12 protein-coding genes and 1 pseudogene are annotated in these 15,169 nt (G+C 64.2%); all 13 read right to left on the bottom strand.

The window, feature by feature from the left end:
- Nucleotides 1–60: 60 nt before the first annotated feature.
- Complete coding sequence (locus M1E10_RS14745) at nucleotides 61–2,199, bottom strand: sodium/proton-translocating pyrophosphatase (RefSeq protein WP_499173569.1); 2,139 nt, start codon at nucleotides 2,197–2,199, stop codon at nucleotides 61–63.
- Between the two features lie 145 nt (nucleotides 2,200–2,344).
- Nucleotides 2,345–3,565, bottom strand: a complete 1,221-nt coding sequence (locus tag M1E10_RS14740) for an MFS transporter (RefSeq protein WP_499173568.1) — start codon at nucleotides 3,563–3,565, stop codon at nucleotides 2,345–2,347.
- A gap of 47 nt (nucleotides 3,566–3,612) precedes the next feature.
- Complete coding sequence (gene nusB / locus M1E10_RS14735) at nucleotides 3,613–4,092, bottom strand: transcription antitermination protein NusB (protein ID WP_499173566.1); 480 nt, start codon at nucleotides 4,090–4,092, stop codon at nucleotides 3,613–3,615.
- Nucleotides 4,093–4,096: 4 nt separating this feature from the next.
- The gene (gene ribH / locus M1E10_RS14730) at nucleotides 4,097–4,552 is read right to left on the bottom strand and encodes a 6,7-dimethyl-8-ribityllumazine synthase (RefSeq protein ID WP_499173565.1); all 456 of its coding nucleotides are present in this window, start codon (nucleotides 4,550–4,552) and stop codon (nucleotides 4,097–4,099) included.
- 1,233 nt (nucleotides 4,553–5,785) lie between these two features.
- A complete protein-coding gene (locus tag M1E10_RS14725; protein ID WP_499173563.1) occupies nucleotides 5,786–7,219 on the bottom strand; it encodes a PIN domain-containing protein in 1,434 nt (477 codons plus the stop codon).
- Between the two features lie 235 nt (nucleotides 7,220–7,454).
- On the bottom strand, nucleotides 7,455–7,931 hold the full coding sequence (locus tag M1E10_RS14720; RefSeq protein ID WP_499173562.1) for a group III truncated hemoglobin: 477 nt from the start codon (nucleotides 7,929–7,931) through the stop codon (nucleotides 7,455–7,457).
- A gap of 269 nt (nucleotides 7,932–8,200) precedes the next feature.
- Nucleotides 8,201–8,809 carry a riboflavin synthase gene (locus M1E10_RS14715; protein ID WP_499173561.1) on the bottom strand — a complete coding sequence of 203 codons (609 nt, stop codon included), beginning with the start codon at nucleotides 8,807–8,809 and terminating at the stop codon, nucleotides 8,201–8,203.
- Nucleotides 8,809–10,280: pseudogene (gene ribD, locus M1E10_RS14710) on the bottom strand (bifunctional diaminohydroxyphosphoribosylaminopyrimidine deaminase/5-amino-6-(5-phosphoribosylamino)uracil reductase RibD). Before ribD ends, M1E10_RS14715 begins: the two are co-directional and overlap by 1 nt.
- Nucleotides 10,281–10,285: 5 nt before the next feature.
- A complete protein-coding gene (gene nrdR / locus M1E10_RS14705) occupies nucleotides 10,286–10,765 on the bottom strand; it encodes a transcriptional regulator NrdR (RefSeq protein WP_499173559.1) in 480 nt (159 codons plus the stop codon).
- Between the two features lie 71 nt (nucleotides 10,766–10,836).
- Nucleotides 10,837–12,132: a serine hydroxymethyltransferase gene (gene glyA, locus M1E10_RS14700; protein ID WP_499173558.1), complete on the bottom strand. Its 1,296-nt coding sequence runs from the start codon at nucleotides 12,130–12,132 to the stop codon at nucleotides 10,837–10,839.
- 161 nt (nucleotides 12,133–12,293) lie between these two features.
- Nucleotides 12,294–13,625 carry a L,D-transpeptidase family protein gene (locus M1E10_RS14695; protein WP_499173557.1) on the bottom strand — a complete coding sequence of 444 codons (1,332 nt, stop codon included), beginning with the start codon at nucleotides 13,623–13,625 and terminating at the stop codon, nucleotides 12,294–12,296.
- Nucleotides 13,626–13,940: 315 nt separating this feature from the next.
- Complete coding sequence (ldtR, locus tag M1E10_RS14690) at nucleotides 13,941–14,453, bottom strand: MarR family winged helix-turn-helix transcriptional regulator (RefSeq protein WP_499173556.1); 513 nt, start codon at nucleotides 14,451–14,453, stop codon at nucleotides 13,941–13,943.
- A gap of 229 nt (nucleotides 14,454–14,682) precedes the next feature.
- A complete protein-coding gene (locus M1E10_RS14685; RefSeq protein WP_499173555.1) occupies nucleotides 14,683–15,120 on the bottom strand; it encodes a DUF6163 family protein in 438 nt (145 codons plus the stop codon).
- Nucleotides 15,121–15,169: the final 49 nt, after the last annotated feature.

The following is a 15,169-nucleotide window of genomic DNA, read 5'->3' as shown; positions in this document are numbered from 1 at the left end:
ATGAAACGGCCCGCGAGGTGAACCTCGCGGGCCGTTCTCGTTTCGCGGCCTGGGCCGAGATCAGCCGGCCAGCACCGCCAGCAGCAGCAGCGCGACGATGTTGGTGATCTTGATCGCCGGATTGACCGCAGGTCCTGCGGTGTCCTTGTAGGGGTCGCCGACCGTATCACCGGTGACGGAAGCCTTGTGGGCGTCCGACCCCTTCATATGGCGGGTGCCGTCCTTGTCGACGAAGCCGTCCTCGAAGCTCTTCTTGGCATTGTCCCAGGCACCGCCGCCCGAGGTCATGGAGATTGCCACGAACAGCCCGTTGACGATGACGCCGAGCAGCGAGGCGCCGAGCGCTGCAAAGGCCGAGGCCTTGGAGCCGGAGATCAACAGGACGCCGAAATAGACGACGATCGGGGCGAGCACCGGCAAGAGCGACGGCACGATCATCTCGCGGATCGCGGCCTTGGTCAGGATGTCGACGGCCCGGCCGTAATCCGGCTTCACGGTGCCGAGCATGATGCCGGGATTTTCGCGAAACTGCTTGCGCACCTCCTCGACGATCGAGCCGGCCGCGCGGCCGACGGCGGTCATGGCGATACCGCCGAAGAGATAGGGGATGAGACCGCCGAAGATCAGGCCGGCGACCACGTAGGGGTTGGACAGGCTGAACGAGATGTCGCCGATCCCGGCGAAATACGGGTAGCGGTCCGCGTTCGCCGCAAAGTAGGCGAGATCGTTGGAATAGGCGGCAAACAGCACGAGCGCGCCGAGACCGGCCGAGCCGATGGCATAGCCCTTGGTGACCGCCTTGGTGGTGTTGCCGACGGCGTCGAGCGCATCGGTAGACCTGCGCACATCGGCGGGAAGGCCGGCCATTTCTGCGATGCCGCCGGCGTTGTCGGTGACCGGACCGAAGGCGTCGAGCGCGACGATCATGCCGGCGATGCCGAGCATCGTGGTGACGGCGATGCCGGTGCCGAACAGTCCGGCGAGCTGATAGGTCGAGATGATGCCGCCGACGATGACGATGGCCGGAAGTGCTGTCGATTCCAGCGAGACCGCCAGGCCCTGGATGACGTTCGTGCCGTGGCCGGTGACGGAGGCCTGGGCGATGGAGTTGACCGGGCGCTTGTTGGTGCCGGTGTAGTATTCGGTGATGACGACGATCAGCGCCGTGACGACGAGGCCGAGGATGCCGCAGAGGAAGAGGTTGGTGCCGGTGATCTCCATGCCGGCAACCGTGCCGATGGCGCCCCAGCCGATAGTGACGGAGGTGGCCAGAGCCAATCCGACGATCGACAAGAGCCCGGTGACGATCAGGCCCTTGTAGAGGGCGCCCATGATCGAGCCGTTGGTGCCGAGCTTGACGAAGAAGGTTCCGGCGATCGAGGTGACGATGCAGGCGGCGCAAATGGCGAGCGGATAGATCATCACGCTGTCGAGCACCGGCGCACCGGCAAAGAAGATCGCGCCGAGCACCATGGTGGCGACGACTGAGACCGCATAGGTCTCGAACAGGTCGGCGGCCATGCCGGCGCAATCGCCGACGTTGTCGCCGACGTTGTCGGCAATGGTGGCCGGGTTGCGCGGATCGTCTTCGGGTATGCCGGCTTCGACCTTGCCGACGAGATCGCCGCCGACATCGGCGCCCTTGGTGAAGATGCCGCCGCCGAGGCGGGCGAAGATGGAGATCAGCGAGGCGCCGAAGCCGAGCGCCACCAGCGCATCGATGACCGGGCGCGAGCCGCTTTCATGGCCGAGGCCGGCGGTCAGGATCAGGTAGTAGATCGCGACGCCGAGAAGGGCGAGACCCGCCACCAGCATGCCCGTGATGGCGCCCGACTTGAAGGCGATGTCGAGGCCGGCGCCGAGACTCTGCGAGGCGGCCTGGGCGGTGCGGACGTTGGCGCGCACCGAGACGTGCATGCCGATGAAGCCGGCAGCGCCCGAGAGCACCGCGCCGATGACGAAGCCGATGGCGGCGGTGGCGGAGAGCAGCAGCCAGGTGATGACGGTCACCACGGCGCCGACGATGGCGATGGTCATGTACTGGCGCGTCAGATAGGCCTGCGCGCCCTCACGGATATAGCCTGCGATTTCCTGCATGCGGGCATTGCCCTGATCGGCGGCGAGCACGGCCCGCGTCGCCCAGGCGGCATAGATGATCGATAGCAAGCCGCACACGATCACACCGAATAGAACGGTCATTCGTTTTTCCTCTCCCTTGCGCCGCGAGGTCCCCCCGGCGGCATTGAGCGGCAACCGCCTCCCCTCCCAAGGAACCAAGGGTTGTCCGCGGGAGGGAGAGTGCCCGCGAGGATGAGGCTGCGTCAAGCCCTACAAAACGGGGAGGTCAGGGCTGTTTGGCCGGCCGATTGCGCATCAGGAGGAGAATGAGGACGAGGCAGAGGATCGTCACCGGCCAGATGACGAGGTTCATGGCTTCCCAGCCCCAGGCGGTGAAGACCTTGCCGGAGGAGAAGGAGGAGAGCGCCACGGTGGTAAAGAGGATGATGTCGTGGAAGCCCTGCACCTTGTCGGCCTCGTGCGGACGGTAGCTGGAGGCGACGATGGCGGTGGATCCGATGAAGCCGAAGTTCCAGCCGATGCCGAGCAGCACCAGCGCGCCCCAGAAGTTCCAGAGCTCGATGCCGGCGTGGGCGACGACGGCGCAGGCCATCAGGATCACCAGGCCGGCGGCAACCACCTTTTCCGTGCCGAAGCGGGTGATCAGCATGCCGGTGAAGAAGCTCGGCGCAAACATGGCCAGCACGTGCCACTGGATGCCAAGGGTCGCGAGATCGGTGGAGAAGCCGCAGCCGATGACCATGGCGAGCGGCGCGCCGGTCATCATGAAGGTCATCAGCGCATAGGTGCCGATGCCGCAGACCATGCCGGTCATGAAGCGCTGCGTCAGCACGATGTCCTTGAGCGGCCGGACCGGCAGGTCGCCCGCGGCGCGCACGCCGGTTTCCGGCAGCTTCAGCGCAGCGAGGATGGCGATGGCGATCAGGCTGAGCGGGATCAGCGCCACGAAGGCACCGGCGAAGGTGACGGGAAACAGGAGATCCTTGGCGAAGATCGCCAGCTGCGGCCCGAGGATGGCCGAGACGATGCCGGCGGCGAGGATCCACGAGATGGCGCGCGGCTTGTAGAAGCTCGGCGAGACGTCGGCGGCGGCAAAGCGGATCTTCTGGGTGAAGCCGCCGGAGACGCCGATCAGCATCAGGCCGGTGGCAAACAGCCAGAAATCGGCACGGAAGAGCGCGACGGCGGCAACGGCCGCGCCGGTGGCGCCCATCAGCGCGCCGAGAATGAAGCCCGCCTGGCGGCCGAGGTAGCGCGAGGCAATGGCAACGCCGACGGCGCCGAGCGCCACGCCGATGTTGAAGCCGGTCAAGGGTGCGGTGGCGAGCGACTTGTCGTCGCCGAGCATCTGGTAGGTGGCAAGGCCGCCGAGCGCGAAGGTGAGCGGCGGGGCGGAGCCGAGCAGCGCCTGGACGGCCGACAGCAGGAAGACATTGCGCCGCGCGGCAACGACCTGCGCCTGTAGCCCCTCGACGCTGCCTTCCATGATGCGGTCTCTCCTGTGTGGCGGCCAGGCCTGTTTCGTGGTTTCGCCTATTTGGCGGTGGGGCCGCGGACCTGTTTGGCGATGCGGTCGAGGACCGCGTTGACGATCTTCGGCTCCTCGCCCTCGAAGAAGGCCTGGGCGATCTCGACGTATTCGGTGACGATCACCGGGATCGGCACGTCCTTGCGCTCGAGGATCTCGAAGGTGCCGGCGCGCAGGATGGCGCGCAGCGTCGAATCGAGGCGCGACAGCGGCCAGTCTTCCTGCAGCGCGCCGCGGATGACCGGATCGATCTTCACCTGGTCGCGCACGACGCCGGCGACGATCGAGCGGAACCAGGAGGCGTCCGCCTTCAGGTAGGTGTCGCCGTCGAGCTCCTGGCCGAGGCGGTGGGTCTCGTATTCGGCGACCACTTCCAAGACGCCTGCGCCGCCGACATCCATCTGGTAGAGCGCCTGCACGGCGGCGAGGCGGGCCGCTCCCCGCTGGTTGGCGGGTTTGACTGCCGGTTTTTCTGCATTCGTCATTGGATCAACCATTCAGTTTTTCGCGCAGCGCAATCATGGTGAGCGCGGCACGTGCGGCAAAGCCGCCCTTGTCCTTGTCGGCGCGGCGCACACGGGCCCAGGCCTGCTCGTCGTTTTCCACCGTCATGATGCCGTTGCCGATCGACAGCGACTCGGAGACGGCAAGATCCATCAGCGCGCGCGAGGATTCATTGGCGACGATATCGAAGTGATAGGTCTCGCCGCGGATCACCATGCCGAGCGCCACGAAGCCATCATAGTGCGTGCCGTCGTTTTCGGCCGCATCGAGCGCCATGGCGATCGCCGGCGGGATTTCGAGCGCGCCCGGAACCGTCACCACGTCGTAAGTTGCGCCCGCTTCCTTCAGCGCGAACGTCGCCCCGTCGAGCAGCGCGTCGGCCATGTCGTCGTAGAAGCGGGCTTCGACGATCAGGAGATGGGGCTTGGACTGTTCGGACATTTTTGAAAATCCTCGGCGCAAACGGTGCGGTAGTACTGCAATGGGAATGGCGCGGGTCAAACCACGGTGCCGGGTGGAAGGCAAGCGTTTTTAGGCATGACAGGGGTGCAGTGGCGACAGGACACGGGGTGCGGGTGCGCTCCGTCCGCCCGGCGATGAGGCGCGGACAGACTACCCCCTTGGCGATCCTTGGAATTTTCAAAGTTCGGACGGGGCGCTGAAAGCTGCCTCGTAAGTTAGTTTTTATGTGGCACCTCTCAGCACCCCGTTCGGCGGTTGTTGTCCGCGACTCCGGTCCCTCTGCAAGGGTCTTCCGGGAATGGTGTTCGTCTGGTTGCCAAAAGCCCGGGCGGACCAAGTTACCGCCAACACCTAAGGCACCTTCGCCGAACGCTCGCTGTCGCGACGGACGTATTCGTCCGGCGACACCAATCCCGCGACCCCCCTGTGTGCCGCACAGGCACGCCCGGCGCGCGCTTTCGGGCTTCAAGAGGCGGGGGCCGGTCCGAAACCCCGCGCCTCTCCCCGTGTCGCCGGAGGGAGACCATTTTCCGCGAACCCCGAGGATGGAGACTTACGTCGTTTCTCCACCACCAGCGCCGGCTCCACCTCGCCGGCACGCCTGCCGGTGTATCCGAGAGCGGAACGGGAGGATTATGGGCATGGGTTGGGAGGGGGTGGATGTGGGTGCGCCCCTTTTTCTTTCGTCATCCTCGGACTTGATCCGAGGATCCACACACAGGCCAGCGACATCAACGGGTTAGGACGACTGGCGGCGGCGCGGAAAGAATGATTTCGGCGCGGAGGGCTTGGGTTTGGATCCTCGGATCAAGTCCGAGGATGACGAAAGCATGGGGCGGCGGATAACGAAAGGATGAGGCTGAGGATGACGAAAGGATGGGGCGGTGCCACGCGTTCCCCCTCATCCTGAGGTGGGCGGGCAAAGCCCGGCCCTCGAAGGATCCGGCTTGCTCCGGTGTCCCGTGAGCCACCCATGGCACCTCCCTCTCTTTCGTCATCCTCGGACTTGATCCGAGGATCCACGCGACGGGCAGTGAGGTCAGCGGCTGGGGCGGACTGGCGTGACTATAGGAGCGAGGAGGGCTTGGGTTTGGATCCTAGGGTCAAGCCCGAGGATGACGAAGGTCGGGGATGCGGTGCGCGCATGTCACGCCACGGATTCAACGTCTTGTTGATGATACTTTCCAGACTTCGAATTTGGCGCTTTTCTGCCTATTGGGCATCCCTAATGTCGCCGAAGATACCTATCGTGTCACCTTTCACCTCAACATGTTCCACCCCTGCCAGCTTCCTCACCTCATTGAGAAAACTGTTGATCACTTGGATATTTACCGAATTCGGCACTCCTACCAATAGTGCAGTGGGCGCCCACCTTAAGCGACCGATCCCGAAGTTGTCCTCCGCTAGCACTTGGATCAAAGACGCAGCACTTTGCAGCGCGTCCTGATCTTCAAACCTAATCTTTATCTCCAGCGGCTCGAATGCCGTAGGTCCTCCTCGACTATAGCGATGAACAGTCACTATACCGAAGGAACCGCGCAATAACTCGGCCAACGTATCAACAACGGAACGAGAAACTACTCCTGCAACCCAAAGGACGAACCCGTCTATTATAGGTTCAACATGATAAGGTCGCCCCCCTAAAGTCCGCCTCGCAGTCCTATCAATAGCAGCTTTAGCTGCGTTAATTGCTGATCTAACCGTTTCAACTCGGAGAACCGGGATGTACCCATCTATGGGATTTTCCCGGCCGGCATGAACCGGATCATTTAGCTCAGAAGCCTGCTCAATTGATAACTCGCTGATCTCCCCATTGAGATGCTTGCTCGCATACTTAAGGAAGTTTGGGAGAGTATACATTTGGAATTGGACTGCCCCATTGCGGGCGGCTTCCGCCCTCAGTTCGGGATGCGGCCCTATGGTTTTGCCACGCACCCTTAACCACCAGTCGTCCTTCACGTCCTGCGTGACAAACACCACTGCATGAAGCGAATCTTTTTTTATTTTTTCGAGTGTCTGCTTCCAGAGGTATAAATCGCCAAACTTGGTAAAATATCTTACCCCCTGTCCCACGAATGCCTCTGTCTTGCCCGCGTCCTTGAAACCGGGAGGAACCGAATCAGCGTATCTTTCAACGCCCTCCTTATTGATCTGATCGATGAAAGCCTGATCAGGAGCGGGGCCAATCCTCGTTGCTAAGAGCTCGTCGATCATAGCTCCTATGACGTCAGGGTCGTGCACATCGGCTTGATCTTTCTCGAGATCAGACAGCTTTTTCTTATACGGATCCAGCACCTTGTGAAGCTGACTAATTACCTCCTCAGGATTGACCATCTGGAACGGAGAAAGACTTCGTTCAAGATCTTCCACCGACTTCTCAATCAGGCTTCTTACGTCACTGAGGCCTGATTTTTGATCGGCGATTACCTTTATCTTGTTTCTCTGATATTCAAGGGCGGCATGATATGGCACCCAAAGTCGCTCCTTCACCGCTTGAAGAGCCTTGAGCAGATCCTCTCGTCCCTCCTTTGGAAGGCGATAAAGCGCTAGCAGGACATTGGCGTCTAACACGAACCAGCACTGCGACCAAAGCTCAGCCAAGCTGTCGTCCGAATGCCGGTAAAATTCGGGAAAGATATCTCTCATGACAACCTGCGTCTTCAATAGAGTGTTTTGAGGTACTCGCGCGGGAGTGTTGCTAATGGACAGCAAAAGGTCAATGAATTCGGCTTTGCTCCGCCAGCCGCCTCACTTCGCTTACCAGCGCTGCTCACCTCAACGCCCATACAGCCCCATTCGACGCTCGGAGGGTACTTAGAAATGTATCGCCGTTGTTTTCACCCTAAGGCCGGAATGCGGGCGGAATAGCCCGTCGCCCCCCTCACCGCCCCTCCGGCCCCTCCGCCGCCGGATCATAAAACAGCGACAGCGTCAGGCTTTTCGCGATGCGCTCGGCGGTGGTCATGAACCAGGCCTTGGCCTGCCGGCTCGGGGCGATGTCGTCGAGGGTGTCGGAGAAGAGCGCCAGCCATTGCGGGAAGAGGTCGGGGGTCATGTGGGCGACGCCGTGGTGGGCCTGGACGGGCTTGCCGCCGTAGGCGCCGGTGCGGAACGCAAGCGAGGACCAGAAGGCCACCATCTTTTCCATGTGCTGCGGCCAGCGGCCTTCCAGCTGGGCGTCGAAGACGGGGCCGAGGGCGGGATGGGCGCGCACGCGGTCGTAGAAGCTGTTGACCAGGGTGGCGATGAAGGCCGGGTCGACGCCGATCGCCCGCATTTCGGCCGTCGCCCGCTCCTGGATGGCGGCGTTGCGCGCGGCTCTGACAGTGAGATCGGGGGCGGTGGGATCGGTGGGCATGGCGGGTCGTCCTTCTGCGGTCCCTCTTCCTTAGAGGTTTGCGGGGAGATTGCGAAGGGCAAGGGCTGCGGACGGCTGGCGGCGGGGAGCAAGGGCGTCGGGGCGCCGGAACGGTCGCCCTCGCGGAAGGAACCGGACCGGCAAGCCATCGGAAGTGGGGCCGTCGCAAAAGCGGGACGTCGGACATGCAGGCCATCAGACGTGCGGGCTCGCAGAGGGTGGCGCGGCGGGGCTGAGGGCGGCGGCGTTCGGCGCCCCTCCCCGCGCGCCTAGTCCTTGAACTCGGCCAGCCGCGCGGCGTAGCGGGCCATCGTGTCCACCTCGAAGTTGACGAAATCGCCGGGTTTGCGGTCGCCCCAGGTGGTGACGGCGAGCGTGTGGCGGATGAGGAGGATGTCGAAGTCGGCGCCGTCCACGGCGTTGACGGTGAGCGAGGTGCCGTCGAGCGCGATCGAGCCCTTTGGCGCGACAAAGCGGGCGAGTGCCTGCGGCGCGCGCAGGCGGATGCGCACCGCCTCGCCTTCCGGTTCGATCGAGAGGATTTCGGCGCGGCCGTCGACATGGCCGGAGACGATGTGGCCGCCGAGTTCGTCGCCGATCTTCAGCGCCCGTTCGAGGTTGATGCGGGTGCCTTCCGTCCAGCCGCCGATGGTCGTCAGCCGCAGCGCCTCCTCCCAGGCCTCGACCTCGAACCAGCGGGTGTTCGACGTCTCGTCGGAGAGGGCGGTCACCGTCAGGCAGACGCCGGAATGGGCGATCGAGGCGCCGATGTCGATGGTCGCCGGATCGTAGCTGGTGGCGATGCGCAGCTTGACGCCCTCGTCCATCGGCGTGGTGGCGGCAACCGTGCCGACGTCGGTGACTATACCGGTGAACATCAGGAGGACCTTTCGTATTCGGCGAGCCGGTCGGGCCCGAAGGTTGCGGTGCGCAGCAGCCGGAAGCCGGCGGGGGCCGCGGTGCTGTCTTCGGCCTCGATATCGGGATGGGCGAGCGGCGATTCAATGCCGCCTTCGCCGACGGTGGTGGCGCCGGTGAAGAGGAGGATGCGGTCGACGAGGCCGGCCTCGAGGAAGCTTTTCGCCACCGTCGCGCCGCCCTCCACGAGCAGCGAGGAGATGCCGCGGGCGGCGAGCGCTGCGAGCAGCATGGGGAGGGATTCGGGGGCGATGATTTCGACGCCGGCGGTGGTGAGGGGGTGGTGGGGGGCGGTGTGTGCGCGGAGGTCTGATGGCGTGGTGGGGAGGTTACCCCCCTCTGCCCTGCCGGTGTTCGTCACTGCAATCGATTCGCTGGATCGATTGCTCCGCTGCGCGGACCGTTCCTCACCCCCCACAAGGGGGGAGATCCGGGAGGCGCGGCCTTCCTCCCCATCTTCCATTAGCGCAGCAGCAGAGACGGTCGAGTTTGGGGCTGGCGCGAGCGTCATGCCGATCTCCCCCCCTGTGGGGGAGATGGCCGGCAGGCCAGAGGGGGTGTGGTGGGCTCGGCGGTGATGGCTAAGCCCCCCTCATCCGCCCTTCGGGCACCTTCTCCCCGGGGGGGAGAAGGGAGAGTGGCGGGGCTTCCCGGGGGGGACAGGGGGAGCGTGGCGATGAGGACGGGGACGGTTTTCGCCGTGCGCACCAGCTTCGAGGTCATCGGCAGGGCGAGGTGGTGGTCGAGGACGATGCGCAGGGGCGAGCGGTGGTGCAGGCCCGGCAGGCGGCAGGTGAGGTCGGGGTCGTCGGCGAGTGCTGTGCCGATGCCGACGAGGATGGCGTCGGTCTCGGCGCGCAGGACGTGCGACTGCGCGCGGGCGGCAGGGCCGGTGATGGCGAGCTGGCCCTCCCCTGGCGCATGGCCTTGCCTGCCGATCATGCCGTCGGCGGAGACGGCGAGCTTCAGCGTCACATAGGGGCGGCCGCGGGTCTGGCGCATGAGGTAGGCGGCAAGCGCCCGACGGCCCTCCTCCTCCATGACGCCGCTTTCGACCGTGATGCCGGCGTCGCGCAGGATGGCGAGGCCGCGGCCGGAGACGCGCGGATCGGGATCGGTCAGCGAGACGACGACGCGGGCGATGCCGGCTTCGACGATGGCGTTGGCGCAAGGCGGCGTCCGGCCGTGGTGCGAGCAGGGTTCGAGCGTGACGTAGAGGGTGGCGCCCCTCGCCTTGTCGCCGGCAACGGCGAGCGCCTGGGTTTCGGCATGCGGGCGGCCGCCGGGCGCGGTCACGGCCTGGCCGACGATGGCGCCGTCGCGCACCACCAGGGCGGCGACGGAGGGGTTGGTGGCGGTGAGGCCGGTGTGCCAGCGCGACAGGCGCAGGGCAGCCGCCATGTAGCGCCGGTCCTCTGGGGTGACGGCCATGGCGTTTAAGGCTCTAGCCCGGGATCGCGGGCAATCTTGGCGTTGATCTCCTCGATGACCTTCTCGAAATCTTCGGCGTGGGAGAAATCGCGGTAGACGGAGGCGTAGCGGACGAAGGCGACGTCGTCGAGGCTCTTCAAGGCTTCCAGCACCTGCAGGCCGATCTGTTCGGACGAGATCTCGGCCTCGCCGGAGCTTTCCAGGCGGCGCACGATGCCGGAGACGGCGCGCTCGATGCGGTCGTTGTCGACCGGGCGCTTGCGCAGGGCGATCTGGAAGGAGCGTACCAGCTTGTTGCGGTCGAAGGGCACCTTGCGGCCGGTCTTCTTGACGACCATCAGCTCGCGCAGCTGCACCCGCTCGAAGGTGGTGAAGCGGCCGCCGCAATCGGGGCAGATGCGGCGCCGGCGGATGGAGGTGTTATCCTCCGCGGGCCGAGAATCCTTGACCTGCGTATCTTCCGAACCGCAATAGGGGCAGCGCATCGCCTCTCCAACTTCTTGTCGTCATGCAGGTGCGGGGGAAGACCGCTACGTGGCCTCTCCCCCGGCACGGCTTACATGTAGGGGTACATGGGGAAGCGGCCGGTGAGTGCCACGACCTTGTCGCGGACGGCGGCTTCAACGGCGGCATTGCCCTCGTCGGAGTTGGCCGTCTTCAGTCCGTCCAGCACCTCAACGATGAGGTTGCCGATCTCGGTGAACTCGGCCTCCTTGAAGCCGCGGGTGGTGCCGGCGGGCGTGCCGAGACGAATGCCCGAGGTGACGAAGGGCTTTTCCGGATCGAAGGGGATGCCGTTCTTGTTGCAGGTGATGTAGGCGCGGCCGAGCGCCGCCTCGGCGCGCTTGCCGGTGGCGTTCTTCTTGCGCAGGTCGACCAGCATCAGGTGGTTGTCGGTGCCGCCGGAGACGATATCGACGCCGCCCTTCACGAGCGTCTCGGAGAGCACCCTGGCGTTCTTGACGATCTGGGCGGCGTAATCCTTGAACTCGGGCTGCAAGGCTTCACCGAAGGCCACGGCCTTGGCGGCGATGACATGCATCAGCGGGCCGCCCTGGAGGCCGGGGAAGACGGCCGAGTTGAACTTCTTGGCCAGATCCTCGTCGTTCGTCAGGATCATGCCGCCGCGCGGGCCGCGCAGCGACTTGTGGGTGGTGGTGGTCGCCACATGGCAATGCGGGAACGGCGACGGATGCTGGCCGCCGGCGACGAGGCCGGCGATATGGGCCATGTCGACCATCAGCCAGGCACCGACCTCGTCGGCGATCTCGCGGAAACGCTTCCAGTCCCAGGTGCGCGAATAGGCGGTGCCGCCGGCGATGATCAGCTTCGGCTTGTGCTTGCGGGCGTCCTCGGCAACCTTGTCCATGTCGAGGAGATGGTCTTCCTCGCGCACGCCGTAGGAGACGACGTTGAACCATTTGCCGGACATGTTGACCGGGGAACCATGGGTCAGGTGACCGCCGGAGTTGAGGTCGAGGCCCATGAAGGTGTCGCCGGGCTGTAGCAGCGCCAGGAAGACGGCCTGGTTCATCTGGCTACCGGAGTTCGGCTGGACGTTGGCGAAGCCGACGCCGAAGAGCTGCTTGGCGCGCTCGATGGCCAGTTCCTCGGCGATATCAACGAACTGGCAGCCGCCGTAGTAGCGCTTGCCGGGATAGCCCTCGGCGTATTTATTCGTCATGATCGAGCCCTGGGCTTCGAGCACGGCGCGCGAGACGATATTTTCCGAGGCGATCAGCTCGATCTCGTGGCGCTGGCGACCCAGCTCCTTCTCGATGGCACCAAAGATGTCCGGATCGGTTTCAGCCAGCGGACGGGAGAAGAAAGCGTCGGTGTGCGACATGGACATGGCTCCTCGGGGGATCGGGTGCGTGTGCCTTGGCGTCTTAGCGGGTGGCCCGGATTTGGGCAATACGGCGCGCGACATTTGCGCGGCCGAGACCGGCCTCGTACCAACGAAGAAGCCGCGGCACAGGGCCGCGGCTCGATATAAGATCGAAGGGTGGCAGATTACTGCGGCAGGAAGTCCTGCTCGCTGATCGGGCCGGCGGACTGCTCGATGCCGGTCGTGGTCTGCAGCGCAAGCTCGGTCGCGCCGTCCTGCTGATAGATGTCGTCACGGAACTGGGCGACGCCATCCTCTGCCGACCAGGCGGTGATGTAGACGATGTAGACCGGTACTTCCTCGGTCAGCTTGATCGGCGTGCTGACGCGGCTTGCAATCACCTGCTCCATCTGCTGGCGATCCCAGCCGGGGGTCTCCTTGAGCAGCCAGCTGGTCAGGTCGCGGACGTTCTGGACGCGGACGCAGCCGGAGGATTCAAAGCGCATCAGCTTGTTGAACAGGCCCTGCTGCGGCGTGTCGTGCATGTATTCGTTGTGCGGGTTGTGGAAGTTGATCTTCGTCGAGGACATGGCGTTGATCTTGCCGGGGTCCTGGCGGAACATCAGGTTCGGTGCCTTCGGGGCGTTCCAGTCCACCGTCTCGGGCGAGACCTCGGTGCCGTTGCCGTCGAACAAGCGGATGTTGTTGCGCGTCAGATAGGTCGGGTCCTTGCGCATCAAAGGCACGATGTCCTTCTCCACGATGGAGCGCGGCGCCGTCCAGTAAGGGTTGAGGATGACCTCGTAGATCTTCGAGTTGATCGCATGCGTCGGGCGGTCGATCTTGCCGACGATGGCGGTGTTGCGCAGCGCGACGCGGCCATTCTCCACCGCTTCAATGTAGGCGGCGGGGATGTTGACCATGACGTAGCGGCGACCGAGCTCGCCGGACATCGTCTGCAGGCGCACGAGGTTGGTTTCGAGCTGGCGAAGGCGCGTGTCGGCCGAAACGTTCATTGCCTTCAGCGTGAATTCGCCGATCGCGCCGTCGGCCGGAAGACCGTGGCGGGCCTGGAAGCGCTTGACGGCGCCATCGACGTAGGAATCGAACGACGACGACATGCCGGCCGACTGCGGCATGTCTCCGGAAATGATCAGGCGCTGGCGCAGCTGCTGGACGGCCGGATCGGAGACGCCGATGCGCAGGGCCTGGCTGGCGTTGACCTGCGGCCAGCCGCCGTTGGAGACGATCATCTGATGGTCCATGATCGCCCGCTGGATGTTGGCGGTCGCATTGACGCTGAGAACCGGATTGTTGGTGGCGATGGCGGCCACCGACCGCGATGCGCCCTTGGCGTCGAACTGGTCGTCCCAGGTGCCGCGGCGGGGCGAGGCAATCAGGCTCTCGATCGCCGTCTGGGCAAGTGCAGGCGTGGCAAGCGCCACGGCACCGACCGACGCGGCCGACCGCAGGAGCATCCGGCGCGAGAGATTTTCCGATCCGATTTTCTTCGACATCATTCTACCCATCTGTTCCCGTCCAGCATTCAAGGTGCATAGCGGGATGTGGTTAACAAAGGCGCAAAGGGCGCTGCTGGCAACGGTCCCAGAGGGCTTTCGTCTCCCCGCGACCCAAGCTGCCGATCCCACGGCAATATGGCCAATTCGTGTCTCGGAGAGGCCCGGAACGGCACGAATTGGGTGACAGATGCGTGATGGCTTTTACGACGCGACGATGTGGCAGAACGGCAACGGGAAAACCGGACGCGCAGGGACGCATCCGGTTTTGGTCGCGGCTGGAGGACGCGGTGGTCGTGGCAAGCCTCTCGTGGATTAGAGGCGGTAGGCGATCGAGTCGTTCCAGAAGCGGTCGAGGCGCTGCAGGAGCTTGTTCATCTGGGTGAATTCGTCGGAGCCGATGCCGCCGACCTTTTCGATCGAGCCGATGTGGCGCTCATAGAGCTTGGCGACCGTCTCGGCGATCTCCTGGCCCTGTTCGGTGAGGCTGATGCGGACCGAGCGGCGGTCGATGCGCGAGCGCTGGTGGTTGATGAAGCCGAGGTCGACGAGCTTCTTGACGTTATAGGAGACGTTGGAGCCGAGGTAGTAGCCCCGCGAGCGCAGTTCGCCGGCCGACAGTTCGGAGTTGCCGATGTTGAAGAGCAGCAGTGCCTGGACGGCGTTGATGTCGTCGCGGCCCTGGCGGTCGAACTCGTCCTTGATGACATCGAGCAGGCGGCGGTGGAGACGCTCGACGAGGTGGAGCGATTCCATGTAGAGCGAACGAATGGCATCTTCACGGAGATCTGCGGCGGGTGCGGTCTGCGGCTTCAGTTTCGTGTTCATGGTTTCTGCCTCACTGTTTTGCTTGGCGGTATTTGTTTGTCCGCCTTGAAAACAAAACTATCGGAAGCCCATAAAATTCGACTTAAAACATATGTTTAACAGCAGGTTACACGCATCCTTCCAATTGCGGCCGATCCGCGGCGGGGGCCGCAGGGAGTAAAATCTGCTTATAGAATTCAGTGACTTAGCCCTGAAATTCATTCAAATGGCAGCCGTCAAAGCTTTCGACTTACGGTAAATGGGTTGTTACCTGTCCGGCCCTGCGGCGGTCATCCAGCCAGAATGCGATGCGAAACAGCACGTAGAGCGCCGCCACCAGCGCGTGAAAGAGCAGCACGAAGGTGTTGGTGCCGAAGATCTCCGACCAGGTCTCGTACATGAGAAACTGAACGATAGCCGCAAGCGCCCAGAGCACCGGGCCCCAGGAGACAGCCAGCCAGAGGCCGAGCGAGGCAACCGGAAAGACGACGGCCAGCGTCGGCGCCGCCACCTGCCAAGGCACCGTCAGCAGATCGAAGCGGCCCTGCCCCTCCAGCGAGTAGCCGACGAGCATCGCCCAGTACTGCAGCCCGAACCAGAGGCTGGTGACGGCGACGAGGCGCAGGAAGACCACGTAGAGGATCTGGGTCAGGGTGCGCCTGGGCACAGTCAGTGAATCATTCTCCATGGCCGCCATCATAGCCGGGCGGCGCAAGCGCCGCTAGCCAAGCCACGCG

This window comes from Rhizobium sp. PK7-22, from assembly GCF_056530405.1.
The sequence above is the reverse complement of the archived record's forward strand: the minus strand, read 5'-3'. Positions and strand labels throughout refer to the sequence as shown.

Coding starts and splice junctions, on each gene's coding strand:
- M1E10_RS14725 (WP_499173563.1), bottom strand. CDS start 7,219: ATGAGAGATATCTTTCCCGAATTTTACCGGCATTCGGACGACAGCTTG.
- M1E10_RS14740 (WP_499173568.1), bottom strand. CDS start 3,565: ATGGAAGGCAGCGTCGAGGGGCTACAGGCGCAGGTCGTTGCCGCGCGG.
- glyA (WP_499173558.1), bottom strand. CDS start 12,132: ATGTCCATGTCGCACACCGACGCTTTCTTCTCCCGTCCGCTGGCTGAA.
- M1E10_RS14685 (WP_499173555.1), bottom strand. CDS start 15,120: ATGGAGAATGATTCACTGACTGTGCCCAGGCGCACCCTGACCCAGATC.
- M1E10_RS14695 (WP_499173557.1), bottom strand. CDS start 13,625: ATGTCGAAGAAAATCGGATCGGAAAATCTCTCGCGCCGGATGCTCCTG.
- M1E10_RS14715 (WP_499173561.1), bottom strand. CDS start 8,809: ATGTTCACCGGTATAGTCACCGACGTCGGCACGGTTGCCGCCACCACG.
- nusB (WP_499173566.1), bottom strand. CDS start 4,092: ATGACGAATGCAGAAAAACCGGCAGTCAAACCCGCCAACCAGCGGGGA.
- ribH (WP_499173565.1), bottom strand. CDS start 4,552: ATGTCCGAACAGTCCAAGCCCCATCTCCTGATCGTCGAAGCCCGCTTC.
- ldtR (WP_499173556.1), bottom strand. CDS start 14,453: ATGAACACGAAACTGAAGCCGCAGACCGCACCCGCCGCAGATCTCCGT.
- M1E10_RS14745 (WP_499173569.1), bottom strand. CDS start 2,199: ATGACCGTTCTATTCGGTGTGATCGTGTGCGGCTTGCTATCGATCATC.
- M1E10_RS14720 (WP_499173562.1), bottom strand. CDS start 7,931: ATGCCCACCGATCCCACCGCCCCCGATCTCACTGTCAGAGCCGCGCGC.
- nrdR (WP_499173559.1), bottom strand. CDS start 10,765: ATGCGCTGCCCCTATTGCGGTTCGGAAGATACGCAGGTCAAGGATTCT.